Raw genomic sequence first — 24,288 nt, 5'->3', positions numbered from 1 at the left:
GCACCGTCCCACCGTGCAACCCCTGCAACACCGAGCAGCACTTGCACGGACCTCCTCACGAAACAGTGCAAGACCTGCATCATCCCCACGTCACGGTGCCCCGAATCCCCTGGCACCCGAGTTGCTCTGCGTGTCCCCGCTCCGTGATGAAACAGGTCCGCACCCCGCGGCCCGCGTCACGGGGACACCGTCGGCGTGCCCTGCGCATATCACCGCGCTCCAGCACGCCTCGGCGACTCACTCACAAGGAATGGGCCCACTCATGCACTCGATGTGTTCACGACAGGCCGTGCGCAACCTGCTGTTCGCACTGCCACTCACCGCCCTCACTGTCGGCTGCGGCGGAGAGCCTCTGGAGCAGCCCACGGACACCGCACCCGTGGCCGGTGACGAATCCCCGGCGCAGGTCGAGCAGGGCGTCGCCCTCGGCGGCACGTACTGGTGGGGCACCTCCACCAACGGCTTCACCTCCACCGCCATCGGCACCGCCACCAACCGCACCTGCTTCCTCTCTGGCGTCCAGGGCAACCTCGTGCCGCGCGTCACCGGAAGCTGGAGCGGCACCGGCACGTTCATCAGCGGCGGCAACTGGACCGTGTACGTCAGCCAGAACAACAGCAAGGCGCTCTCCACTGGCATCCAGTGCCTCGCCACCGCCGCCAACCGGACGGCCGAGGTGTCCTGGTACCAGGGCTCCGCCGCGAAGCTCCTCGGCGCCGCCACCGCGCAGCGTCGCTGCTTCCTCACCTCCATCGAGGCCTCTGGCGGCTTCAACTCCAACTCGGACTATGTCCGCGTCTGGAGTGACGGCCTCAACTGGTACCTCGGTGGAAACCTCGCGGGCGATGGTGGCGGCAGCGCCGTGTGTGTCGACGTGCCCGAGAACCACGGTGGCTGGCTCTGGGTCGCTGGAGATCCGGGCGGCTTCACCGAGAACCTCGCCTACAACCCCGACAGCGTCGCCTGCCTCCTCTCCGGCATCGGCGGCCACTTCAATACCAGCAGCTACACGGACGGCGTGAGCATCGACTACAACGCCGGTACCCGCTTCTGGGAGATGACCGTCGTCAATGGCAAGCGCGGCTGGGGCAACTGCGTCAAGTAACCCCTGCCCACGACTCCAACCCACGCAACGCCCGGCATCCGGAGCTCACCGCCGATGCCGGGCGTCCTGCCCGCGACTACTTCGCGTCCAGCGCCGCCGCCCAGATGTCCTTCACCCCACCGATGTGGTCGAAGTCGCAGTGCCCCACTCCCGCGATGACGGTCTCCTCCAGCGGCACCGCGAACCTGCGGTACTCCGTCATGCTGGCCCGGATGTCCGGGAGGTACTCATCCTGGTCGCCGTACAAGTAGAACAGCTTCGTCGGTCCGCGCAGCTCGGGCCGGGTGCTGTCCCAGTCCAGTGCGCCACTCCACGGCGCCTCGCCGCCACACCCCAGCGCGTAGATGCCGCGATAGCGACCGCCGTACTTCGGCAGGAAGCTCGCCGTGAGGAACACCGAGCCCCCCGAGGACCCGCCGAACAGGATGGGCTCGTTGTTGAGGTCCCAGCGCTTGCGCAAGGTGTCGATGACCTCCGTCAGCGCCCGCGCGTTGTCTCCCGCGACATCCCGGTCCGCGGCTGTCGCGGTGTCCGTACACGTCGTCAACGAGGGCTTCGTCCACCACGCGCACTTGTTCGGCGCGAGCGCTGACACATAGAGCGTGTCGTGGTCGAACGCCCACGGCGCCTGCAGGCGCGGCGCGGTGTTCCCTGTGTGCGCCCGTGCCTGGTCGCCATGCAGGTAGATGGCCAGGTTCAGCGGCACGGGGACGATGCCCGCGCGAGGCTCGACAATCTTCAGCTCGATACCCGCCACCTGCGCGACACAGAACGTATAGGTCTGGTTGTTGGTGGACAGCACCGTGCCCGTGCTGTCACACGGCAGCTTCCCCGTGCCGTGCGAGCTGCCCGCATCCGTCCAAGGCCCAGGCCCCGCATCCGAGCCCGCATCCGTCCCGGCATCCGAGCCCGCATCCGTGTCATCCGGAACGCCCGCGTCCGCGCCGGCATCCGTCGGCGGAGAAGGGTCGGGGTCATCCGAGCATGCAGCGAGGGACAGCGAGAGCAGGGCGGCGATGAGGAGACGATGCATGGGGTGTCTCGATCGAAGAATGAGCAGGGGCCCACGCTACCGCGTCCACGTCAAAACGGCGCCCAGCCCCGCCACTGTGTTACCCATGCCATGTTCGGACAACACTCAGCGCGCCCGTGAGGTCGTGCTCGCCTGGGCCTGCTCGGCCAGCGAGACGGTGGGCGTCGCGAGCAGGGAGCGACGCGCGCGGCCACTGTGCGGCCAGCTACAGGTCCACGGCGCTCGCGATGGTGCCTGTCGCTGATCCATGGATGTGCGGTTCCGCCGTAAGGCCATGGCGCGAAGGCGCCGCCGAGGACCTCGACGGGCTGCCCTCGCATTACAGCGTCGCCGGCCTCGAACCGTGAGGTGGTAGCGGGAGGAACTCCGGGTGGGTGCGGGGTTCGTTCTCTCGAAGAAACCGCAACTGGGAACACCGGGTGCGCGATAACCCAGTTACGTCGTCGCTTTCCCTGGAGACCACACCCCATGGTTGCTCCGCTTCAGCGTTTTGTTCAGAACACCCTGCTGCGTCCCTTCAGGTCCGAAGAGCCGCGTCCGCCTCCTCCTCCGCCCCAGCCGACGGCGGGCCCCACGCCGAAGCCGGTGGACAGCTTCGAGCAGCCGAAGGCGGCACGCCCCACGCCCTCTCCGAGCCCGGGCCCGTCCCCCACGCCGCCCGCGGCGCCGCAGCCGCTGACGCCCCTCTCCACGGACCCCACCAACCCGACGCCGGAAATGGTCGTCCGCCCCTCCAAGAACTTCAATGACAGGCCCGCGGGACAGGACATCGACTCCATCGTCCTGCACCACACCGCGGACCCCTCCGATGAGAGCAGCCTGGAGACGCTGACGGGCAAGCCCACGTCGGTCATGGGCTGGCTCGAATCCAAGTACAAGGACCTGACGGGCCGGGGCGACGTCAGCTCGCACTACGTGATTGGCAAGGAAGGCACCATCTACCAGCTCGTCGGCGACGAGAAGCGCGCGTGGCACGCTGGAGAGGGCTCGCTGCCGGGCAAGCCGGGCGATGTGAATGATCGCTCGATTGGCATCGAAATCGTCAACGAGGGCGACGGCAAGGACGGCTACACCGAGGCCCAGTACAAGGCGCTCGAGCAGCTCGTGCCCTACCTGGCGAAGCGCTACGACGTGCCTGGGGACAACCTGGTCGGTCACAAGGACATCACCGACAAGAAGCAGGACCCCTCGCCCAACTTCGACTTCGACCGCATCCGCCGCGCCACCGAAGCGAAGAACTGACGCGCGACTTCGACGAAGTCACCTCGGGTCCGGGCGGAGTCTCCGCTCGGGCCCTTGGTGTTTCTGGAGGCGCGCGCGGCGGGGACTCTGTCAGGGCCCCCACGTTTCGCACTGCGAATCCGTTCGCCTGGTTGGTTTGATGTGGCTCCCAGAATTCTGGTGAGACCATTCCGTGGGCAGGCGAAGCCCACATGTCAGACATTGCGGGGCGCTTGGTTTTCACCGCGTGTCGTTGCGAGGCGTTGCCGCGCGTCCTTGCCAGTGTTTGCCCGGCATGCGGGCAGGCCTGTTGGTATGTAACGCCTGTTTCCGGATAGGACTCATTCAGCAACTATCCAGACCCCTCAGGAGTGTCGGAGGAAATCGTTTTCTCATTCCTCCGATAATGAGGTGTCGGTTCTGACGAAAAGGGGATGTTCCATGGGCGGTCTGTCACCTACGGGTGGTGGTTCTGGAACTTCGAGCGCTGCAGCGGCCGAGGCCGCGCGTCGCGCCGAGGAAGCTCGGCAACGAGCAGAGGAAGCGCGCAAGGCCGCGGAGGCCGCGCGCAAGGCCGCCGAAGCCGCGCGCAAGGCCGCGGAGGAAGCACGCAAGGCCGCGGAGGCCGCGCGCAGACAGCAAGCCGCCGCGCAGAAGGCCGCCGCCGACGCGCAGAAGAATGCGCAGAAGCCCGGGCAGAAACCGGAGGAGGCCCAGAAGACGAAGACGGCCGCCGCCAACGCCGAGAAGGCGAAGCAGGCCGCCGCGCAGAAGGCCGCCGCCGCGGAGAAGCAGCTCCAGGCCGCCGAGGAGAAGGTCGCCCTCACCGCGAAGAAGGCCGAGGAGGCCATGGGCAAGGCGAACACCGCCGCCACCCAGGAGAAGAAGACTCCTCCTTTCACCCAGAAGGACATCGACAGCGTCAAGCCGAAGAAGAACGAGCTGGTCTCCGCGTTCGAGGGCTCCAGTCGCACGGCCGAGCTGGAGAAGCTGCTCGGCACCACCGCCCCCCCGAAGGCCGAGGTCCCCGCGCCGAAGCCCGTGGACGGGTCGCCCGCCTCGCTCGACGCGGTGGATGCGAAGGACGTCCAGGACGCCTCCAGGCTGGCGGACGGACAGAAGTTCACCGACCCGTCCTCGGGCGCGAACTACGACGTGAAGAAGAACGCGTCCACTGGCGAGACGGTGCTGTCCGACGCGAAGAGCGGCAACACCGTCACCATCAAGCCCGATGGCAGCTACACGTCCACGGTGACGGCGAAGGAGTCACCGAAGGAAGGTGGCACGAGCGAGACGACGTGGACGCGGTCGTCGGATGCGCAGGGCAAGACCACCATCCTGGAGTCGCGCAAGAGCCAGACGACGCAGAGCCCGGAGACGGGCGCCACCACCACCACGTCCACCACGAAGTACAACCCCGCTACGTCACTGCCCCAGTCGCGCTCCGAAGAGGTGCGCATGGAGAAGCCCTCGGCGGCGCTGGTGGGACGGCCCAACACGCCCCAGGGCCCGACGACGGTCACGACGGACACGGAGTTCAACGCGCAGGGCCTGCCCGCCAGGCAGGTGAAGAAGACGGAGATCCACACTCCGGGCTTCGACGCGAACGCCGTCAGCGACTTCGAGGCGAAGCAGGGCAAGGCCCTGAACGACGCCTCCAAGGGCGAGGACCACCACGACACGAACCGGGACCCCACCTCCCTCAAGCCCGGCGAGTCCAGCCTCACGCTGACGGAGGAGACGCGCTTCAACGCGCAGGGCGAGCCCGCAACCTCCACGCAGAAGACGGAGTCGGTGTCCACGCAGCCGCTCGCGTCGGACAAGAACGGCAACGGCGTGCAGGTGGCGCGCAGCCAGCAGGAGGTCACCTACGGGCCCAAGGACGCCGCGTCCACCGACTCGCTGCCCGGCCTCACCAAGCAGACGCAGGGCAACATCACCAGCAACACCACCGTGACGGGGTATGACCCGGACGGCAGCCGCTTCGACGACGGCTACGCGAACCGGACGCAGACGGTGTTGAACTCCTCCGGCACCGTGGGCCCCGACGGCCAGCTCCAGATGAAGCACGAGCCCACGCAGGTGAAGAGCCTCCAGGAGGCGGACGACAACCGGTGGAAGTACGACCACGTCGAGTTCGAGACGGGCGCCGACGGCAAGGTGGCGTCGGGCGCGAAGCCCAAGGAGCTCGACAAGGAGCGCCAGCTCCCCTGGTACCAGGACGCGAAGGACTTCGTCACCGAGGGGCTCGGGGACCTGGCGGGCGCGGCGGGAGACTTCGCCAAGGACGCGCTGGGCTTCGCCAAGGACGCGGTGCTCAAGCCGATTGATTACGTCATCGACCAGGTGACCGCGCCCATCGAAGGCGCGGTGGCGGACGAAATCAAGAAGCTCAACAGCCCGGGCGACACGCTGACGTTGAGCGGCAACCTCGACGTCAAGGTGGGCCTGAAGGCCGGCATCGAAGGCGAGGTGGAGGTCGAAAAGACGGCCGACGGGAAGTACCAACTGTCGGCGGAGGTGACGGGTGATGTCGGCGTGGGCCTGGTGGGCTCGGCGTCGGTGTCGGCCGGTGGCCGCATGGAGATGACGTTCGACACGCCGGAGGAGGCGGCCAAGGCGGCCGTCATCCTGGGCAAGGGGCCCGCGGCGCTGGCCTCCGGTGGAGAGGACCACAAGTTCCTCCTCGACCACCTGTCGGCGATGGAAGTGAACATGGGCGCGGAGGCGGAGGCGGGCCTCGGCGGGAAGCTGGGTCCGGCCAGCGCGGAGCTGTCGGCCAGCATCGGCGCGACGGCGAGCTTCCGGGTGGAGTTCGAGAACGGCAAGCCCACGCATCTGGTGCGGTCGCTCGAAATCGAGGGCTCCGGCGCGGCGAGCATCGCCGGAGGACTCAAGGGTGACGCGGGGCTCAACATCGGCGGAGAAGTCACCGGCTCCGTGAGCCTGGAGACGAAGATTCCGCTGGATGCCAGCAAGCTGGACGCCAAGGACGTGCTGGCGTTCATCGCGAGCCCCGCCACCGCGGCGTTCGCGGGGCCCGCGGAGACGAGCATCTCCGTGTCGGGCTCGGTGGACGCGGGGCCCGAGGGGAAGTTCTTCACCGCGGAGATCAGCGGGCTGAAGGGTGAGCAGCTCCAGCAGGTGACGAAGAACCTGATGGACGGCAAGTTCGACAACGCCTTCGACGGCCTGGACTTGGAGGCGAAGTTCACCTCGGGCTCGTTCAAGGACCGCGAGCTGGGCGTGGGCGCGAAGCTGGGCGTGGTGGACTTCGAGGTCAACGCCCGCCACCGCGACGTCACGGCCGAGGGCGCCAACGGCGGCGCGGGCACCACCGTCAGCGTCGGCGGACGCAGGCGCGACGGGACGTCGGGGAGCAACGGCTCCAACGGGTCGAACGGTACGAATGGCTCGGATGGCACCAACGGCTCGACGGGCAATACCGGCACCACGGGCGGAACGGACCGACCGGGCACGACGACGACGGGCACGAACAATCGACCCGGCACGACGACGCCGGGCACCGACACCCGGCCCGGCACGACGGGTGGACCCGAGCAGACCGGGCGGCCTCCCCAGAACACGGTGGAGAATCGTCCCGCGCCCACCGAGTACCGGGTGAACCCCGCGACGGGACAGCTCATCCCCGTGCCCCCGACGGCAGGCCCGTCGCGCACGGACCGGCCGGGTGCCACGACGCCCGCGCAGACGCCCGAGGTGGGAACGGACAACACGGGACGCCCCCCCGTGCCCGTGGTGCGCAACCCCGAGCTCCAGGGCCGCACGACGCACGTGCGCTACGACGACGGCAGGGTGCGCATCGAGGCGGGCCCGGAAGCGACGGCCGAGGACATCCAGGCGCACATGGAGACGGCGCGGGTGCTCCAGCGCTACGAGGGCGCCGTGGGCAAGGCGCGCCAGCTCATCGACAAGGTGACGCAGGCCATCACCGGCATGCCGGGCTACGGCAGCCAGGGCTTCGAGTCCCGGCTCGAGGTGCAGAAGCTCTCCAACATCCTCCGGAGTCTGGAGGCCGCGCAGGCGACGCTCAATCAAGGCATCGCGGGTGCCACGGGCAATCAGACGCCGGCCACGGCCGCGCAGCTCGCGGACATGGAGCGGCAGATTGCCAGCGTGGAGAGCCAGCTCAACGCGCATGCGGCGCAGGTGGACTCCCTGACGACCGGCCGTGGATACGTGGCGCGCGAGGATGCGCCCACGTCCGCGAACGGGCGCCCACTGCCGGAGGGCGTGCAGCAGGCGGTGAACACGGCCTGGAACAACCTGGGCCCCGAGGACCGCAGGACGTTGCAGACCGTGCTCGACAGCCAGGGGTTCGCCGGCCTCCAGGGCAACGAGCAGGAGGCGCTGGTGCGCCTGGCGGGAGGAAACAATCCGCAGCTGTCGCAGCCCATGCGGCAGTCGCTCTTCAACAACATCAATCGTGGCTACCTGGACCCCAACGAGCAGAACGCCACGGAGCAGACCGACTATCTGCGGAGGTTCCTGTCGAGCCCCACGGGCGGTGACCGCGCCGGTGTTCCCCGACAGGTGCCCACCGTCCCGGAGCAGGGTGAACCTCGGCCTCTGGAGAACCCGACGAAGCTCCTCGGTACGCGGCCGTCGGGCACCACTGACCACCGCGTCACCGTGGGTGGGCGCGACTACATCGTGACCATGCCGCCCCCCAATCAGGTGCCCGCGGGAATGCACCTGCCCACCCTGGAGGAGGTCGCCCGGGGAATCGAAGCGCTGCCGCCCTGGGCTCGGGAAAACCTCAAGAATGTGACGGTGAGCAACCAGCCGCACAAGGATGACGCGAAGAACGCCCGGGCCACCGGCAATCCCAACTTCCGCGCGTACATGACCGCTGACCAGAATGGGCAGGTGTCCATCCATCCCGTGCCCGACAAGCGCACGCAGGACCAGGTGAATGGAACCCTCGTCCACGAGCTGGCTCACACCATCTCCAAGAAAGAGTGGGGGGGGCCGAGCAGTCAGCAGTGGCAGGACTGGGCCGCCGCCGCCGAGCGCGACGTGGTGATTCCGTCCAACTACGCCACGGACTCCGCCGAGGAGGACTTCTCCGAGACGGTCAAGCTCTACGAGCAGGTCCGCGGCACGCCACACGAGGAGGAGATTCGGGCCCTGATGCCGGAGCGGTTCCGGCTCCTCGACCAGTACTTCCCCAAGGTGACGGGCGAGACGCGCTGAGCGCGAGGCCCTGGCTCCAGGCCGGCACGTGGAGAACTCACGCGCCGGCCGCCGCCACCTCCTGCCACAGACTGTCCCCTTCGAGCACCGTGTTCAGCGGTGCTCGCTTCTGGGCGACATGCAGCAGCACGGCGGCCAGCTGGTCCAGGTGGATGGGCCGCAGCCCGCCCAGCAGCGGCAGCTTCGAGAGCGTGCGCAGCAGCGCGGGCGGGCGGTGGTACTCGCCCTCGAACGCGGGCGGGCGCACCACCGTCCAGGGGATGCCGCTCTCGCGCACCAGCCGCTCCGCTTCCGCCTTCGCCTTCAAGTAGGCCCCCACCGGCCGGCCCGCGCCCACCGAGCTGAGCAGGACGAGGTGGTCCACCCCCGTGCGCTTCGCCGCCTCCACGAGCTGCCGCGTGGTGCCGATGTCGCTCGACTCGTACGTGTCCCCCGACGCGAAGCGCTTGCGCATCGTGCCGATGAGCTGCAGCACCGTGGTGCTCCCCTTCATCGCCTCCGCCAGCGGCTCGCCGCTCGCCAGTTCGACGACGGCCTTGCGCGGCCAGCTCCGCGCCGGCTCGGTGTCCGCGCTCTTGGGGCGCACGTGCGCAATCAACGGCACATCGCGCGCCAGGGCCTGCTTCACCACGTTGCGCCCCGTGGCGCCCGTGGCTCCGGCGACGAAGAGAAGGCGGGATGGCTGCGTCATGGCGGCGGCTCCAGCGGCGGGAAAGGGTGGCCCCTCTTCAGCACACTGTCGCGAGGCTGCCCAGTCCGCCCACGAAGCGACGCCGCCTATCGGACGTGTCGCGCTTGCTCAGCGCCGCGCCTGCCCGGAGTCACCCACCTCGCGCGCGTGGGTCAGGTCCTCCAGGAAGAAGGCCTCCATCTGCTTCGCGGCGTCCAGGTCCTCCAGCACCAGCGAGCCCTCCTCCAGCACGTTGAAGGACAGCGGGTCGTAGTTGATGGAGCCCACCAGGACGAGCCGGTCATCCACGAGCATCGTCTTCGCGTGCATCATCGACGGCTGGTATTCCCAGACGCGCACGCCCGCCTCCAGCAACGACGAATACGTCGCGCGCTGCGCCACGGTGATGATTTCCTGGTCGTTGAGGTCCCCCGGCGCCAGCACGCGCACGTCCACACCCGCGCGCGCCCGCTCCTGCAAGAGCTCCGACAGCGGCCCGTTCGGCGTGAAGTACGACTGGGCAATCCATAGCCGCTTCGTCGCCGCGCGCACCATCAACTGCGTCAGCCGCTCCGCGCGCGTCACCTCGGGGTTCGCGGTGCTGCCCACGAAGGCCGCCCAGCCCGCGCCCGCGTCGTCGAGCCCGGGCACCGGTTGCGCCAGCGTGGGGAAGTCGCTCACGGGCAACAGCTCTCCCGTCGTCTCCTGCCAGTTCTCCGCGAACGCCTGCTGCATCTGCTCCACCACCGGGCCCACCACGCGCGCGTTCGTGTCGCGCCACTCCTCCTCACGCAGGCCCGCGCCCAGCCACTCGTCCTGAATCGCAAGCCCGCCCGTGACGCCGACGCGGCCATCCACCACCAAGAGCTTGCGGTGGTTGCGCGCCAGGTTCTCGTCCGCGGGCAGCGGTCGGAACAGGTGCGCCCGGCAGCCCGCCGCCTCCAGGCGTGGCTTCACGTCCGTCTCGAAGCCCGCGCTGCCCAAGGGGTCCACCATCACCCGACACGCCACCCCCGCGCGCGCCCGCTCGGCCATGGCCGCCACCATCCGGTCCGATGCACGCCCCGGTCGCCAGATGAACATCACCAGGTGCACGGAGGAGCGCGCCTTGCGAATCTCCTCCTCCATCACGTCGAACACGGCGCCGTTGTTGGCCCACGTCAGCCGGTTGCCCGGCGCCATGCGCACACCCACCGTCTGATACAGCGCCACCGCGAAGTCCGGCCCGTGCGAGCCCACCTCACCCGTGAGCTGGAACGGCTTCGGTCGCTCCTCCGTGCACGCGACGGGGCACCCCGTCAGCACCCACGCCGCCACCACCCAGGCCACCCACCCGCGCATGCGCCTTCGAGATAGGCACGCGCACCCCCTGGGTCATCCCCGAGGACGAGACAGATGTTCACCAGTGGATGTTTCAGTTCCCGCGAATTCGGCAACCTGCCGGATGCGGAGCGCGGTGTCCTGTGTCTAGCATCCGCCCGCCTTGGACACCCGCGAGCCTCTCGTCTTCCCCCAGAGCTTTGAAGGCCTCATCCGCGCGCTGGGAGACCAGCTCGATGAGCGCTGCGTCGGCCGGCTCAAGCAGGTGGGCATCGACACGAACGGACGGCTCGCCCCCGCCTATCCGCTGGAGGTGTGGCTGGGCGCGCTGAAGGTGGCCGCGGACACGCTGGCGCCGCAGATGCCGCTGGAAGAGGGCGCCGTCGTCGTGGGCCGCCGCTTCGTCGAGGGCTTCGGCTCCACGCTCATCGGCAGCGCGCTGCTCACCACCGTGCGCCTGTTGGGGCCTGAACGGATGCTGGCGCGGATGACGCGCAACCTGCGCACGGGCACCAACTACCTGGAGGCGTCGCTGGAGCCTCGGGGGCCCGGGCGCTACGCGCTCACCTGCCGGCCCGTGGTGGTGGCGGGCTTCTATGTGGGCCTCTTCCTCGCGGGACTCGAGGCCAGCGGCGCTCGTCACCCCTCCGTGCAGGTCGTTCGTCGGGAGGGCGAGGAGGCGGTGTACGACATCGCCTGGAGCTGACCACGGGCTGGCCGGTCGTGGTAGTCAGCGGGCGTCCATGTCCACGCCCTCGTCGTCCTCGCCCTCCGCTCAGTTCTCCGACACCCAGACCCAGTTGTCCGCCACGTTGCGGTCCCTGGCCGCGCGGCTGCCCGAGTCGCTCACCGTGCGCGAGCTGATGCAGTCGTGTGGCGAGCAGGGCCTGCTGCTCTTCTGCTGCATCCTCACCTTCCCCTTCCTCCTGCCCGTGTCCGTCCCGGGCGTGTCCACCGTGTTCGGCGCGCTCATCGTCCTCATCGGCGTGGGTGTGACGTTCAACCGCGTGCCCTGGCTGCCGCGCAAGCTGATGGACAGGAAGCTCGCGCGCGCGTCGCTCCAACCCGCGCTGGAGAAGGGCGCCGACGTGTTCACCAAGGTGGACCGCTTGAGCAAGCCGCGGCTGCTCGCGCTCACCCACGGCGCCAGCACCAACCGCTTCAACGGCTTCATGCTGTTCGTCGCCGGCGTGCTGCTGATGGCGCCGTTCGGCCTCGTGCCGTTCAGCAACACCCTGCCCGCGCTGGCCGCGCTGTTCTTCGCCATCGGCATTCTTCAGCGTGACGGTTACGCCATCCTGGCGGGCCACGGCATGACGTTGGGGACCATCGGCTACTTCGGGGCCCTCATCTTCGGCGCCATCCAGGGCGGCCGGGGCCTGGCGAGCCTCATCGGCCGCTGAACATTCCGGCAGGCGGGCCCTCCTACCCCGGAGGGCAGTGGGAAAGGCGCCCGGTGCCGGGTGTGTAACAACCCGTGTATCACCCGGGTGAAAGCAACCCCCCGGATAACCTGAATCTTCGTTATCATGCCGGCGGGCGGCCCCCCGCACATGCGTTCAATCCCACTGGATGCGACACAGCCTCGGCTCGAGGACCCGGCGCGCCGTCTCTTCGACGGCGAGGTCGTCGGGGGGCGCTACCGGATTGCCGACTTCCTGGGGCGGGGCGGCGCGGGCACGGTGTGGCGCGCGCAGGACTTGCTGAACGGCCCGGTCGCCATCAAGCGGCTGCACAAGACGGTGGAAGACCTGGTGAAGCCGCCCGTGGGCGAGAACACCCCGTCCTCCGCCGCGCGCCATGAGCTGGCGCTGTCGCTGGCCCACGAGTTCCAGACGCTGGCGTCGGTGAGACATCCCCACGTCATCAGCGTGCTCGACTACGGCTTCGACGCCGAGCACCGGCCGTACCTGGCCATGGACCTGCTGGAGGATGCGCGGCACCTGGTGCAGGCGGGTGTGAATCAGCCGCTCGACGTGCAGGTGGACCTGCTGGTGCAGACGCTCCAGGCGCTCGCGTACCTGCACCGCCGAGGCATCATCCACCGCGACCTCAAGCCCGCCAACGTGCTGGTGGCGCGCGGGCAGGTGAAGGTGCTCGACTTCGGGCTCGCCGTGGGACGCGAGCAGGTGCACCGCGCGCAGCCGGGCGGCACGCCGGGCTACCTGGCGCCGGAGCTGTTCGAGGACCAGCCTCCCTCGGAGGTGACGGACCTCTTCAGCGTGGGCGCCATGGCGTGCCAGATGATTTTCGGACGGCTGCCCTTCGACGGGAAGGCCCCGCCGGCGCCCCCGGACTTCCCGGAGGCGCTGCACGAGGTGTTGGAGCGCCTGGTCTCCAAGGACTCGCGGCGGCGGCCTCGCAGCGCGGACGAGGTCATCGCGGCGCTGTGCGCGGCCACCCATCGCCCGGTGCCCGCGGAGTCCGTCACCACGCGCGAGAGCTTCCTGCAGGCCGCGCGCTACGTGGGCCGCGCGCGCGAGCTGTCGCTGTTGTCCTCCGTGCTGGACGCGGCGCTGCTGGGGCATGGCGGCGGGCTGCTGGTGGGTGGAGAGAGTGGGGTGGGCAAGTCGCGCCTGCTCGACGAGCTGCGGCCCCTGGCGCTGGTGCGCGGCGCGGTGGTGCTGCGCGGCCAGGCGGTGGCGGCGGGCGGCAGTCCGTATCAGGAGTGGCGCCCGGTGCTGCGCTGGCTGTCCATCCTCACACCGCTGGATGACCGCGAGGCCAGCATCCTCAAGCCGCTGGTGCCGGACCTGGAGCTCATCCTGGGGCGCGCCGTGCCGGACCCCGCGGAGCTGGGCGCGGAGATGGCGCAGGCGCGCCTGCTGCAAGTGGTGGAGGACATCTTCTCCCGGCTGACGCAGCCCACGGTGGTGCTCCTGGAGGATTTGCACTGGGCCCATGGGGAGTCGCTGCTGTTGCTGTCGCGGCTCGCCGCTCGCGCCACGGGGTTGCCGTTGCTGCTCCTGGGCAGCTTCCGCGACGACGAGGCGCCCACGCTGCCCACGCAGCTTCCGGGCCTGGACGTGTTGCGGCTGCCCCGGCTGGACGCGGGGGAGATCGCCGTCCTCAGCGAGTCGATGATTGGCCCGGCCGGGGGACGGCCGCACCTGGTGGAGTTGTTGCGCCGCGAGACGGAGGGCAACCCGTTCTTCCTGGTGGAGGTGGCGAGAGCGCTGGCGGAGGAGGCGGGCGGGTTGGACCGGCTGGGCGACATGCCGCTGCCGGAGCGCGTCTTCGCGGGTGGCGTGCGACGGCTGGTGCGGCGGCGCCTGGAGAAGGTGTCCGCCAGCTCGCGGGACCTGCTGCGCGTGGCCGCCATCGTCGGGCGACAGGTGGACGTGGCGCTCTTGAGGCACGCGGCGCCCGGCGTGGATGTGGAGCGCTGGCTGTCGTACTGCGCGGCGGCGGCGGTGCTGGACGTGGCGGACGGACACTGGCGCTTCGCGCATGACAAGCTGCGCGAGGGCGTGCTGGAGGAATTGGCCGCGGCGGAGCGCCCGCTGTTGCACCGCCGGGTGGCGGAGGCGATGGAGGCGGCGCACCGCGATGGCTCGGAGCGGACGGCGGCGCTCTGCTACCACTGGGGTGAGGCGGGCGACTCGACGCGCGAGGCCGAGTACGCGCAGCGCGCCGGTGAAGAGGCCCTGCGGGTGGGCGCCTGTCGCGAGGCGCTGCCCTTCCTCGCGCGAGCGCTGGAGCGGGTGCCCGCGCGCGACGCGCTGCACCTGGGCCACCTGGAGGCGCTGCTGGCCGAGGCGCGCTTCCAGTTGGGCGAGCTGGCCGCGTTCCGGGGACACGCGGAGCGGGCGCTGCGGCACTTCGGCTGGCCGGTGCCCACCACGCGCCTGGGCTGGGCCCTGGGCACGCTGGTGCAGGTGGGCCTGCGGCTGGCGCAGAGCGCGCGGCCGGACGCGTACGACGTGGAGACGGAGGAGCGGCGGCGGGTGCGTCGCGTCGCTGGCCGCTTGTTGATGCGGCTGACCGACGCGTTCATCTACGGGCAGGAGGCGCTGCCGGTGCTCTGGGCGGGCCTGCGCATGCTCAACCTGTGTGAGCCCGCGGGCGCGTCGTCGGAGCTGGCGCGCGGCTACACCAACATGGCGGTGGTGGCGGGCACGGTGCCGGTGCGTCCGGTGGCGGAGGCGTGGGTGGGGCGGGCGCGCGAGGTGGCCGAGCGCATGGGCAACCCCGCGGACCTGGCCTACGTGCTGTGTCGCAACGCCGTGTACTCGACGTACATGGCGCGGTGGGCGGAGGCGGAGGCGTGGCTGGAGCGGGCCATCGGCATCGTGGACTCGGTGGGTGACTTGCGGCTCGCGGAGGAGTGCCGCGCGCTCCTCACGGTGGTGTCCTGCTACCAGGGGAAGTTCCACAAGGGCCTGCCGCTGATGGACTGGCTGGAGCACTCGGCGCGGCGGCGCGGGGCGCTCCAGACGCAGCACTGGGCGCTGCACTACCAGGGGTACATCCATCTGCGCCTGGGGGCGCACGCGCGCTCTCGCGCGGCCCTGGAGCAGACAGTGGTCTGGACGGAGGCGCAGGGCGGCCTCACGGACCGCATCATCCTGGATGGCTCGCTGGCGCTCCTGCGGCTGCGCGAGGGAGACCTGGCCGGCGCGCGGGTGGCGGCGGAGAAGGCCCTGGCGAAGCTGGTGGCCGGAAAGTCGGTGGCGCACTTCATCTACTTCCCCGTCACGGCGGTGGCGGAGGTGCTGCTCACGCTCTGGGAACTCGAGGGGGGCCGCGACGTGTCGCTGCTGGAGAACGCGCGGGCGGCGTGCCGCGCGGTGGAGAGCTTCGCGAAGGTGTTCCTCTTCGCGCAGCCCGCGGCGAAGCTGTGGCGCGGGTTGGAGGCGTGGCTGTCGGGTGACGCGCCTCGCGCGTACGAGGCGTGGCGCGAGTGTGTCGCCATGTCGACGGCGAAGGAGACGGCGTACGAGGAGGCTCGCGCGCGGTTCGAGCTGGCGCGGCACCTGCCGCCCGAGGACCCGGCGAGACGTCCGCACCTGACACGCGCACTGGAGCGCTTCGAACACATGGGCGCGCAGGACGACCTGGCCCGGGCGAGGGTGCTACAAAGTCAGGGTGCGTAGCGGATTGGAAGCAGGGGACGTCGCGTTGCTGGCCTGCCCGGCCTGCGCCGGGACACTGGTGTTCCACGGCCAGCAGGAGGAAGGCCGCCTGTCGTGGGGCTGGCTGCGCTGCGGAGGGTGCGGCGAGGCGTGGCCGGTGAAGCGCGGACTCGCGCGGCTGTATCGCGAGGAGTCGGTGCGCGGCACGGACCGGCTGATGCGCGTCATCTACGACGGGCTGCCAGCGCTGCATGACCCGCTGACGAAGGTGCTGACGCCGCTGCTCCAGTCCGTCACCGAATCGAAGATGCGCGCGGGCTACATCCGGCGCCTGGAGCTGGGCGCCTTGCGCCCCTCGGACGATGGAGCGCCCCTGCGCATCCTGGAGGTGGGCGTGGGCGCCGGAGCGAACCTGCCGCTCATCCGTCGCGAGCTGGGCGCGGGACAGGAGGTCCAGGTCTGGGGCGTGGACCTGAGCGAGGGCATGTTGGGCCGCTGCCAGCATCGGCTGCGCAAGGGGAGCTACCCGGGCGTGCGGTTGATGATGGCGGACGGGCACTCGCTGCCGTTTCCCTCGGGAATGTTCGACCGGGTGCTGAGCGTGGGAGGGATTGGCGGCTATCGAGACCCGGCCGCGGGCCTCCGGGAGCTGGCGCGCGTGGCGAAGCCGGGCACGCCGGTGGTGGTGGTGGACGAGCAACTGGACGCGGCCCACCGGCCCTCGCTCCTCCAGCGCGCCGCGTTCCGCGCGATAACGTTCTACACGCGCGACGCGCACTGTCCCCGGGAGCTCTTGCCCTCCCGCGCGACGGACGTGTTGGAGGAACAGGTGTCGCCGTTCTTCTACTGCCTGCGCTTCCGGATGCCGAAGCTCGCGGTGGTCCCCGTCACGGGTTGAGCACCAGGTCCAGCAGGCGCAGCGTCATGCCCCCGGTGAAGTCGATGGTGGCGCCGTTGAACCAGCCCGCCTCGTCACCGGTGAGCACGCCGACGAAGTTCGCCACCTCCTCCACCGTGCACATGCGTCCCGCGGGATTCATGCGCGCGTGGGCCGCCTCCAGTCGCACCAGGGCCTCGGGTGAGTACACGTGTTTCAGCGCGGGCGTGAGCACCGTGCCGAACTTGAGCAGGTTCACCCGGTGCCCCTTGCCGCCCAACTCCATCGCCAGATAACGCACGTACATCTCCAGCGCCGCCTTCGACGCGCTGATGAGCGCCGTGTTCGACAGGTGCGTCTCGTCCAGCGAGTTCTGCAACCCCAGAAGCCGCGCGTCCGGCGCCAGCATGTCCTCGGCCACCAGCGCCTGCGCCCAGTAGACGAACGAGTGCGCCATCGTGTCGAACGTCCTGCGCATGCGCCGCGCGTGGAGCCGGTCCTCGCCCTCCGACAGGAACCGCCCCACCGATGCGCCTGCAATCGAGTGGACGAAGAGCTTCACCGAGCGTGGCCCCGCCACCTCGCGCAAGGCCTGCACACCCGCCTCCGCCGCCTCGGGCGTGGACGCGTCCGCCTGCCACAGCAGCGCGCGTCGGCCGGCCTCCTTCACCTGACGCTCCACCAGCGTCGCGTTGTCCACGTAGCGGCCCCGGTGGACCCCAAACACATCCAGCCCCGGCTTGCGCGCCACCGCGTTGGCAATCGCCGCGCCGGTGCCCGAAGAGGCCCCCAGGATGAGCGCCCATGGTCGCTCTCCCTTGCCTCTCTCCTCCTCCGAGTCGCTCATCGCCCCTCTGCCTTCCCTGCCTCGCTCAGTCCATCGCCTCGGGCCGCCGGCCGCGCGCCCGGTCCAAGAGCGCCTGCACGGCGCCCGCCACTTCCTGGTGTGCTTCCAACATCGACTCTCGCTTGCCCGCGTCGAAGCCCGGCTCCAGATGACGCGTCAGCGGCTCCCCCACCCACTGCGTCATCTTCACGGGGAAGGGCAGCGACAGCGGCCACACTCCCGTCGCGCCCAGGCCCAGCCACAGCGGCAGTCGCGCCGGCATCCTCATGCGTCTGCCCAGCGCGTACCCGTCATTGAGGCCCAGGTATGCGTCATCCATGCCGCTGCCTCCGACGGGGACGATGGGCAGCCGGTAACGCACCGCCAGCCGCAGGTAGCCCAGCCGCTCGCCCCAGCTCACCTGGTAGCGATGCCGATAGCTGCGACATCCCTCGCGTGTGCCTCCAGGTTGCAACAGCACGTGCTCGCCTCGCGCCACCGCCTCCGCCAGCCGGGGGTCGTCTCCGGTGACGAAGCCCAGCCCGTCCACCACCGCGCGCATCCCGGGGATGCGCTCGAAGGCGCCGTGCGCCACGCCGTGTGGCAGGTAGCCCAGGTGCTCATGCAACGTCACCGTCAACATGCAGAGGTCCACCGCGAGGGGGCGCCCGTGATAGCCGACGATGAGCTTGGCGCCCGGACGCAAGAGCGGCTCCAGGTTCACCACCTCGTAGCGGTGGTAGCGCCGCAGCCACCCGAAGGCGCCCAGCCACGCGGCGAGAGGCAGCCCACCGGCGCGCGTCATCCTCCCACCCGGTACAGCACCGCGCCGTGCGCCACGCCCGCGCCCACGCCCACCATCAGGACGCGGTCCCCGGCCTTCACCGGCCGCGTGCGCCACAAGCGGTCCAGGCTCGTGGGCAGCGACGCGGAGCCCACGCTGCCCACCGTGTCCACGACGCGCACCCCGCGCGCCGCCTCCACGCCCATCGCATCCAGGACGACCTCCAGCATCCGCCCGTTGGGCTGGTGTGTCAGCACCCACTCCACGTCGCGCAGGGCCACCTGGGCTTCCTCCAACACCGTGCGCGCGGCGCGCAGCAGCGCGTCCAGCGCCACGCGCGTCATCTCCTTGCTGGGCGTCAGGAAGCGCATCCGCTCCGGCTTGCCCGTCGCGTGCGGGTTCTCCAGCACCACGTCCGTCGGCAGCGAGCCGTCGTTGCCCAGCGCCACGCCCAGCACGCCTTCCCCGGGCCGCCCGGCCCCGAGCACCGCGGCGGCGGCGGCGTCTCCCAGCACCAGGTAGGGCCTGGGGTCGTCCGGCGTCGTCGTGCGCGACAGCAGCTCCACCGAGACGACGCCCACCGGCCCCAGCCCCGTCGCCACCGAGCGCGCCGCGAGGTCGAACGCGCTCAGGAAGCCCATGCACGCGTTGCTCAGGTCCATCGCGTCACAGCTCCCCGACAGGCCCAGCGCCGCGGCCACCCGGTTCGCCGTGGCGGGCGTGGTGACATCCCCGCCCATGGACGAGACGCAGAAGATGCGCCGCAGCGCCTTCGCCTCCAGTCCCGCCGCGACGAGCGCGCCGTGGAGCGCCTCGGCCGCGACGTCCGCCGCCTTCGTCCCCGGTGGCGCGAAGTGCCGCGAGCGGATGCCCGTCTTGCGCAGCACCTCCGTCGCGTCACGGCCCACGCGCGCGCACAGCTCCTCGGTCGTCACGGCCGGGCCGGGTTGCAGGCTCGCCGTTCCCAGGATTCGCACGGGAATCATGCCGCCTGCTGTCCTCCACAGCGCCGCCCGTGGGGACCGCAGTGCAGGCGCATCTGCTCCCAGTGGGCGCGCAGCTCCGTGAGCTTCCAGGCCAGCGCTTCATCCGACGCGGCGCGCTTCAGGATGTCTCGCGCCTTGGTGAACTCCATCGCCGTTCTCAGCGGAGTGTCCGCTGACTGGATGTCGTAACTCACGTCCGCCATCAAGCTCTCCGCGTCACCGCTGCGATGCAACAGCAACACACCGCTGGCAACAAGGTCCAGCGCCCTCGATACAGGATTGAGACCCGCGAGGAATCGGCCCACCCGGCTCTCCGGCATCCAGGCTGTTTCACGCAGGCCGAAGGGAAAGATGTTGCTGGAGAACACGAGGTCCGCGCCCGCGCTCACCAACACGCTCGCGGGCACCATGCTGGTGAAGGCCCCGTCCACGTAGCGTGCGGGAGGCACCAGCGTGGGCGCCCAGAGTCCGGGCGCCGAGCCACTCGCGCGCACTCCCCGTGCCACGGGGCCGCGCTCCAGCGCCACGCACTCGCCGCTCGTCAGGTCCGTCGCCACCGGCAGGAAGCGGATGGGCAGCTCCTCCAGCCCCACGGCTCCCAAATCTTGCGTCACCAGGTGCTCCAGCGAGTACGTGGTGAAGACCGCCGCCATCGCCGCCAGCGACAGCCGGTGGCTCATGGCCCGCTCCTCCAGGCGGTGCAGGCCCTCCAGGCCGCTGTGGCCATCCAGCGCGGTGCCACAGAAATAGGCCCCCACCAGCGAGCCCATGCTGGAGCTGCTGATGAAGTCCACCGGCACGCGGTGCTCCACCAGCCAGCGCAGGATGTGGACGTGGTAGAAGCCCCACACGCCGCCGCCGCTGAGCGCCAGTCCCACGCGACGGTGGGTGATGGCCCGGGCCCAGCGTGACAGCGCGTCCCGCTCCGCGGGGCTCAGGCCCACCTCCGTCAACGGCCTTGCGTCCACCTTCAGCGTCGCCAGCCGCCGCAGGTCCATCCTCAGGCGACAGGGCGGCAGGACATGCGCGTCCGCGCGGGGGCCTTCGTGAGGCCGGCCTCGCAGCTCGGCTTCCCGCGTCGGATGTCTCGGGTCGATGACCACCGTGGGCAGCACGCGGTCCTTTCCAGGGCGCGGCACCCGGGTGTTCTCATGGTGTGTCACCAGGAGCACGTGCTTGTCCACGAGCGGCGCGCTGCCCGTCACCTGGCAGCCGTCCAGGAAGACGTAGTGAGGGTCGTGCTCCCGGGCCAGCTCCCGCAGGCGCGCCACGCTCAGGCGTCCCGGCGCCCCTGGCTCGGACGCCGGCACCGTGGCGCGCAGCACGCCGTCCGCGCCCTTCACCGGCAGCTCGTCCGAGCCCGACCCCGCCGTGCGCACCAGCAACACCCGGTCCTTGAAGTCGTGGGTGATGACCTTGGCCACCAGCTCGATGAGCTCGGACAGCGGCGTGTCCCGCACCTCGCTCGCGAACGTCACCACCTCCACCTGCGGCAGCGGGTCCTCCTGCTTCGGTGGCTCCGCGTGAGCCAGCAGCCGCTTCAGGTCCTGCCTCAGCCCCGCGCGTGCCTGGACGAGCGTCCACACGCCATCGCGTGGAAAGAAGAGGCCCTTGCAGGCGGTCGCCGCGCGCGCGGTGACGGAGTAGTGGCCGCCCATCAGCGCCTCGAACCCGAGCGGTGTGCCAGGACGCAGTGTCAGCAGCAATTCGCCGTCACGGTGTGCCTCCAGCTCTCCCTCGAGCAGCAGGAAGAAGCCGTGGGCCTCCTGGCCTTCCTCGCACAGCACCGTGTCCTTGGCCCATGTGACATCCCAGGCCACATCCAACATCTGGAGGAGGACGGTGTTGCTGGTGTGCCGCAATGCGGGAGCGCGCTTGAGCGCGTACAGCCGACGACGCTGGACGTCGAGGGGCATGGAGCGGGCCATGAATCGCCGGAGGATAGCGAACCCTCCGGCTTGGGATATTGGGTCGTATCGGCCCCGCCACGTGGCTCAGGCCGGCTGCGGACGCGGCGGCTCGTTGGGCGGTGGTGTTCCTCCGCCATCGGGCCGTGCGTGTTCGTGCCGCTTGAGGAGTCGGGAGCGCGTGGACTCCACCACCGCGTACAGCACGGGGATGAAGATGAGGTTGACGAAGGTCGACAGCAACATGCCGCCGAACACGGTGGTCCCCAGGGACTTGCGCGCCGCCGCGCCCGCGCCCGAGGCGAGCACCAGCGGCACCACGCCCATGAGGAAGGCGAACGACGTCATCAGGATGGGACGCAGGCGCGTGCGCGCGGACTCAATCGCGGAGTCCATCACGCTCCTTCCCTCGTGGCGCAGTTGCTCGGCGAACTCGACGATGAGGATGGCGTTCTTGCTGGAGAGTCCGACGAGCATCACGAGCCCCACCTGGCAGAAGACGTCGTTCTGCAGGCCGCGCAGGTTCTGGAACCCGAGCGCACCCAGCATGGCCACCGGCACCCCGAGGAGGATGACGAAGGGCAGCGCGAAGCTCTCATACTGCGCGGAGAGGACCAGGAACACGAAGACGATACCGAGTCCGAAGATGATGAGCACGCGCCCACCCGCTTCCTTCTGCTCCAGCGACAGGCCCGTCCACTCGTAGGTGTACCCCTCCGGCAGCACCTCGCGCGCCGCGCCCTCCATGGCCTCCAGCGCCGCGCCGCTGCTGGAGCCCGGGGCCGCCTGCCCGTTCAATTCCGCGGAGCGATACAGGTTGTAGTGCTGGATGTTCTGCGCGCTGGTGATGGGCTTGATTCGCACCAGGGCCTCCAGCGGCACCATGTCCCCGCCCGCCGAGCGCACATAGAGCGCGCCAATGTCCCTGGGCTCGCTGCGGAAGGGCATCGCCGCCTGCACGTACACGCGATACACGCGGCTGGAGAAGGTGAAGTCGTTGACGTACTGGCTGCCCAGGTACACCTGGAGCGTGGAGAAGAGCGAATCCAACGGCACGCCGAGCGACAGCGCCTTCTCCCGGTCCACCTGGATATCGAGCAGCGGCGTGTTGGCGGTGAAGGAGGAGAACACCCCGCGCAGCACCGGGGCCTGGTTGGCCTTGCCCACCAGCGCCTCCGTCGTCTTCGCCAGGTCCGACAGGGAGCGTCCGCCCAGTTGGTCCTCCAGGACGAACTCGAAGCCGCCCACGCTGCCCACGCCTCGGATGGCCGGCGGCTGGAAGGGCAGCACGCGCGCCCCGCCAATGCCGATGAGCGGACCGCGCAGTCGCTCCACCAGGCCCGCCACGCTCTCCTCGCGCGTCTTGCGTTCGTCCCAGGGCTTCAGGTTGACGAAGAGGGTGCCGTAGTTGGCGCCGGTGCCCAGGAGCGAGAAGCCGCCCACGGTGAAGATGTCCACGACTTCGGGCTGCTTCTTCAGCACGTCCTCCGTCTGGAGCAGCACCCGCCGAGTGTAGTCGAGCGACGTGCCCTCCGGGCCCTGCACGGCGACGATGATGTAGCCCTGGTCCTCGTCCGGGATGAAGCCGGAGGGCGTGGCCCGGTACACCAGCACGGTGCCGACGAGGCACAACGCGAACACGATGACCACCGGCCACTTCAGCGGGCCGATGAGCTTCTCCAGGAGCCGGCCATAGCCGTCGCGGAAGCGGTCCATGCCCTTGTCGAACTTGCGGAACGCCAGCCACTTCTGGCCCTCTTGAGGCCGCAGCAGCCGGGCGCACAGGGCGGGGGAGAGCGTCAGTGCCACCAGCGCGGAGAGGCTGATGGAGAAGGCGAGGGTGAGCGCGAACTGGCGGTAGATGGAGCCGGTGGTGCCCGGGAAGAAGGACACCGGGACGAACACCGCGGACAGCACCAGGGCGATGGCCACCACGGCGCCGGCCACCTGGCGCATGCCCCGCTGCGTGGCCTCGCGCGGCGAGTAGCCCTCCTCCATGGTGCGCTCCACGTTCTCGATGACGACGATGGCGTCGTCGACCACCAGACCCGTGGCCAGCGTGAGGCCGAAGAGGGTGAGGGTGTTGAGCGAGAAGCCGAACGCGCTGACGAAGAGGAAGGTGCCAATCAGTGACACCGGCAGCGTGGTGGCGACCACCAGCACGCTGCGCCAGCCGTGCAGGAAGATGAAGATGACCAGCACGACGAGGAGCACCGCCTCGCCCAGCGTGACGAGCACCTCTTCAATCGACGCCTGCACCGCGACGGTGGTGTCGAAGGCGGCCTCGTACTTCATGCCCGGGGGGAAGCTCTTCTGCAGGCGGTTGAGCTCCGCGACGACGCCGTCGCGCACCTCCAGCGCGTTGGAGCCCGGGAGCTGGAAGATGCCCAGACCCACGGCGTCCCGGCCGTTGAAGCGCAGCAACTGCGCGTAGTTCTCCGCGCCCAGCTCCACCCGGCCCACGTCCCGCACCCGCACCAGCGAGCCATCCTGGCCACGCTGCACCACGATGGCCCCGAACTGCTCCGCCGTGGCGAGCTGCCCCTGCACCTGCAACGTGAACTGGAAGTTCTGCCCCGGAGGCGCCGGCTCCTGGCCCACCTGTCCGGCGCCCACCTGCACGTTCTGCGTGCTCAGCGCCGCCACCACGTCGGAGGCCTGCAGCCTGCGCCGCGCCAGCTCCGTCGGGTCCAGCCACAGCCGCATCGCGAAGCGCCGCTCGCCGAAGATGCGCACATCGCCCACGCCCTTCACGCGCAGGAGCGCGTCGCGGATGTAGACGTCCGCGTAGTTGCTCAGGAAGCCCGTGTCGTAGCGGTTCTCCGCGTCGAACAGGCCAAAGGCCATGAGCAGCTGCGTCTGCGCCTTGTTGACGGTGATGCCCAGCGCGTTGACGGCGGCGGGGAGCTGCGGCGACGCGGTGGCCACGCGGTTCTGCACGTCTACCGCCGCGATGTCCAAATCCCGGTCCTGGTCGAACGTCACGGTGATGCTGCTCTGCCCCGTGTTGCTGCTGGTGGAGGAGATGTAGCGCATTCCCTGGACGCCGTTGAGCTGGCGCTCCAGCACCGTCGTCACGGCGCTCTCCACCGTCTCCGCCGACGCGCCGATGTACGTCGCCGTCACCTGCACTTCCGGCAGCGACAGGTCCGGGTACTGCTCGATGGGCAGCGAGGGGATGCTGATGGCCCCCGTCAGCGTGATGAGGATGGACAGCACGCTGGCGAAGATGGGCCTGCGGATGAAGAAGTCAGTGAACATGCCGTC

Annotated in this window: 15 protein-coding genes; 7 read left to right on the top strand and 8 right to left on the bottom strand. The window is 69.9% G+C overall.

The window, feature by feature from the left end; genetic code table 11:
• Positions 1–262 precede the first annotated feature (262 nt).
• Positions 263–1,105, top strand: coding sequence for a hypothetical protein (locus HUA75_RS38295; protein ID WP_246137490.1), 843 nt, complete (start codon positions 263–265; stop codon positions 1,103–1,105).
• 76 nt (positions 1,106–1,181) lie between these two features.
• On the opposite strand, the gene HUA75_RS38290 is transcribed toward HUA75_RS38295, so the two are convergent.
• Positions 1,182–2,138 carry a hypothetical protein gene (locus HUA75_RS38290; RefSeq protein ID WP_141645855.1) on the bottom strand — a complete coding sequence of 319 codons (957 nt, stop codon included), beginning with the start codon at positions 2,136–2,138 and terminating at the stop codon, positions 1,182–1,184.
• 468 nt (positions 2,139–2,606) lie between these two features.
• Between HUA75_RS38290 and HUA75_RS38285 the strand changes: the two genes are divergently transcribed.
• Both HUA75_RS38285 and HUA75_RS38280 read left to right on the top strand, forming a co-directional pair.
• Positions 2,607–3,380 (top strand): N-acetylmuramoyl-L-alanine amidase, encoded by a 774-nt coding sequence (locus tag HUA75_RS38285; protein WP_174489253.1) that lies wholly within the window; start codon positions 2,607–2,609, stop codon positions 3,378–3,380.
• Positions 3,381–3,800: 420 nt separating this feature from the next.
• On the top strand, positions 3,801–8,576 hold the full coding sequence (locus HUA75_RS38280) for a hypothetical protein (RefSeq protein ID WP_174489252.1): 4,776 nt from the start codon (positions 3,801–3,803) through the stop codon (positions 8,574–8,576).
• A 37-nt stretch (positions 8,577–8,613) separates the two neighbouring features.
• On the opposite strand, the gene HUA75_RS38275 is transcribed toward HUA75_RS38280, so the two are convergent.
• Both HUA75_RS38275 and HUA75_RS38270 read right to left on the bottom strand, forming a co-directional pair.
• Entirely contained in the window at positions 8,614–9,267 is a 654-nt protein-coding gene (locus HUA75_RS38275; protein WP_174458184.1) for an SDR family oxidoreductase, read from the bottom strand.
• 108 nt (positions 9,268–9,375) lie between these two features.
• Complete coding sequence (locus HUA75_RS38270; RefSeq protein ID WP_217446471.1) at positions 9,376–10,587, bottom strand: phosphatidylserine/phosphatidylglycerophosphate/cardiolipin synthase family protein; 1,212 nt, start codon at positions 10,585–10,587, stop codon at positions 9,376–9,378.
• 142 nt (positions 10,588–10,729) lie between these two features.
• On the opposite strand from HUA75_RS38270, the gene HUA75_RS38265 reads away from it, so the two are divergent.
• From HUA75_RS38265 to HUA75_RS38250, 4 genes are all read left to right on the top strand, one after another.
• On the top strand, positions 10,730–11,272 hold the full coding sequence (locus tag HUA75_RS38265; protein ID WP_141645851.1) for a DUF2378 family protein: 543 nt from the start codon (positions 10,730–10,732) through the stop codon (positions 11,270–11,272).
• 37 nt (positions 11,273–11,309) lie between these two features.
• On the top strand, positions 11,310–11,969 hold the full coding sequence (locus tag HUA75_RS38260) for an exopolysaccharide biosynthesis protein (RefSeq protein ID WP_141645850.1): 660 nt from the start codon (positions 11,310–11,312) through the stop codon (positions 11,967–11,969).
• 150 nt (positions 11,970–12,119) lie between these two features.
• Positions 12,120–15,662: a serine/threonine-protein kinase gene (locus HUA75_RS38255; protein WP_174489251.1), complete on the top strand. Its 3,543-nt coding sequence runs from the start codon at positions 12,120–12,122 to the stop codon at positions 15,660–15,662.
• On the top strand, positions 15,655–16,539 hold the full coding sequence (locus tag HUA75_RS38250; protein ID WP_371746285.1) for a methyltransferase domain-containing protein: 885 nt from the start codon (positions 15,655–15,657) through the stop codon (positions 16,537–16,539). Before HUA75_RS38255 ends, HUA75_RS38250 begins: the two co-directional genes overlap by 8 nt.
• On the opposite strand, the gene HUA75_RS38245 is transcribed toward HUA75_RS38250, so the two are convergent.
• From HUA75_RS38245 to HUA75_RS38225, 5 genes are all read right to left on the bottom strand, one after another.
• Positions 16,529–17,365 carry an SDR family oxidoreductase gene (locus tag HUA75_RS38245; RefSeq protein ID WP_174489250.1) on the bottom strand — a complete coding sequence of 279 codons (837 nt, stop codon included), beginning with the start codon at positions 17,363–17,365 and terminating at the stop codon, positions 16,529–16,531. The two genes, HUA75_RS38250 and HUA75_RS38245, sit on opposite strands and share 11 nt — an antisense overlap.
• A gap of 25 nt (positions 17,366–17,390) precedes the next feature.
• Positions 17,391–18,149, bottom strand: coding sequence for a lysophospholipid acyltransferase family protein (locus HUA75_RS38240; RefSeq protein WP_174489249.1), 759 nt, complete (start codon positions 18,147–18,149; stop codon positions 17,391–17,393).
• On the bottom strand, positions 18,146–19,114 hold the full coding sequence (locus HUA75_RS38235; protein WP_141645846.1) for a 3-oxoacyl-ACP synthase III family protein: 969 nt from the start codon (positions 19,112–19,114) through the stop codon (positions 18,146–18,148). Before HUA75_RS38235 ends, HUA75_RS38240 begins: the two co-directional genes overlap by 4 nt.
• Positions 19,111–21,030 carry a patatin-like phospholipase family protein gene (locus tag HUA75_RS38230; RefSeq protein ID WP_174489286.1) on the bottom strand — a complete coding sequence of 640 codons (1,920 nt, stop codon included), beginning with the start codon at positions 21,028–21,030 and terminating at the stop codon, positions 19,111–19,113. Before HUA75_RS38230 ends, HUA75_RS38235 begins: the two co-directional genes overlap by 4 nt.
• Before the next feature lie 78 nt (positions 21,031–21,108).
• On the bottom strand, positions 21,109–24,282 hold the full coding sequence (locus HUA75_RS38225) for an efflux RND transporter permease subunit (RefSeq protein ID WP_174489248.1): 3,174 nt from the start codon (positions 24,280–24,282) through the stop codon (positions 21,109–21,111).
• Positions 24,283–24,288: the final 6 nt, after the last annotated feature.

The organism is Myxococcus sp. CA040A, from assembly GCF_013336725.1.
GTDB lineage: Bacteria > Myxococcota > Myxococcia > Myxococcales > Myxococcaceae > Myxococcus > Myxococcus llanfairpwllgwyngyllgogerychwyrndrobwllllantysiliogogogochensis.
This window is presented reverse-complemented; position numbering and strand designations above follow the sequence as displayed.

Bases quoted from the DNA above. Each gene is read 5' to 3' on its own strand.
- HUA75_RS38225 (WP_174489248.1), bottom strand. From the start codon at position 24,282: ATGTTCACTGACTTCTTCATCCGCAGGCCCATCTTCGCCAGCGTGCTG.
- HUA75_RS38275 (WP_174458184.1), bottom strand. From the start codon at position 9,267: ATGACGCAGCCATCCCGCCTTCTCTTCGTCGCCGGAGCCACGGGCGCC.
- HUA75_RS38260 (WP_141645850.1), top strand. From the start codon at position 11,310: ATGTCCACGCCCTCGTCGTCCTCGCCCTCCGCTCAGTTCTCCGACACC.
- HUA75_RS38290 (WP_141645855.1), bottom strand. From the start codon at position 2,138: ATGCATCGTCTCCTCATCGCCGCCCTGCTCTCGCTGTCCCTCGCTGCA.
- HUA75_RS38235 (WP_141645846.1), bottom strand. From the start codon at position 19,114: ATGATTCCCGTGCGAATCCTGGGAACGGCGAGCCTGCAACCCGGCCCG.
- HUA75_RS38270 (WP_217446471.1), bottom strand. From the start codon at position 10,587: ATGCGCGGGTGGGTGGCCTGGGTGGTGGCGGCGTGGGTGCTGACGGGG.
- HUA75_RS38295 (WP_246137490.1), top strand. From the start codon at position 263: ATGCACTCGATGTGTTCACGACAGGCCGTGCGCAACCTGCTGTTCGCA.
- HUA75_RS38245 (WP_174489250.1), bottom strand. From the start codon at position 17,365: ATGAGCGACTCGGAGGAGGAGAGAGGCAAGGGAGAGCGACCATGGGCG.
- HUA75_RS38240 (WP_174489249.1), bottom strand. From the start codon at position 18,149: ATGACGCGCGCCGGTGGGCTGCCTCTCGCCGCGTGGCTGGGCGCCTTC.
- HUA75_RS38285 (WP_174489253.1), top strand. From the start codon at position 2,607: ATGGTTGCTCCGCTTCAGCGTTTTGTTCAGAACACCCTGCTGCGTCCC.
- HUA75_RS38230 (WP_174489286.1), bottom strand. From the start codon at position 21,030: ATGCCCCTCGACGTCCAGCGTCGTCGGCTGTACGCGCTCAAGCGCGCT.
- HUA75_RS38255 (WP_174489251.1), top strand. From the start codon at position 12,120: ATGCGTTCAATCCCACTGGATGCGACACAGCCTCGGCTCGAGGACCCG.
- HUA75_RS38280 (WP_174489252.1), top strand. From the start codon at position 3,801: ATGGGCGGTCTGTCACCTACGGGTGGTGGTTCTGGAACTTCGAGCGCT.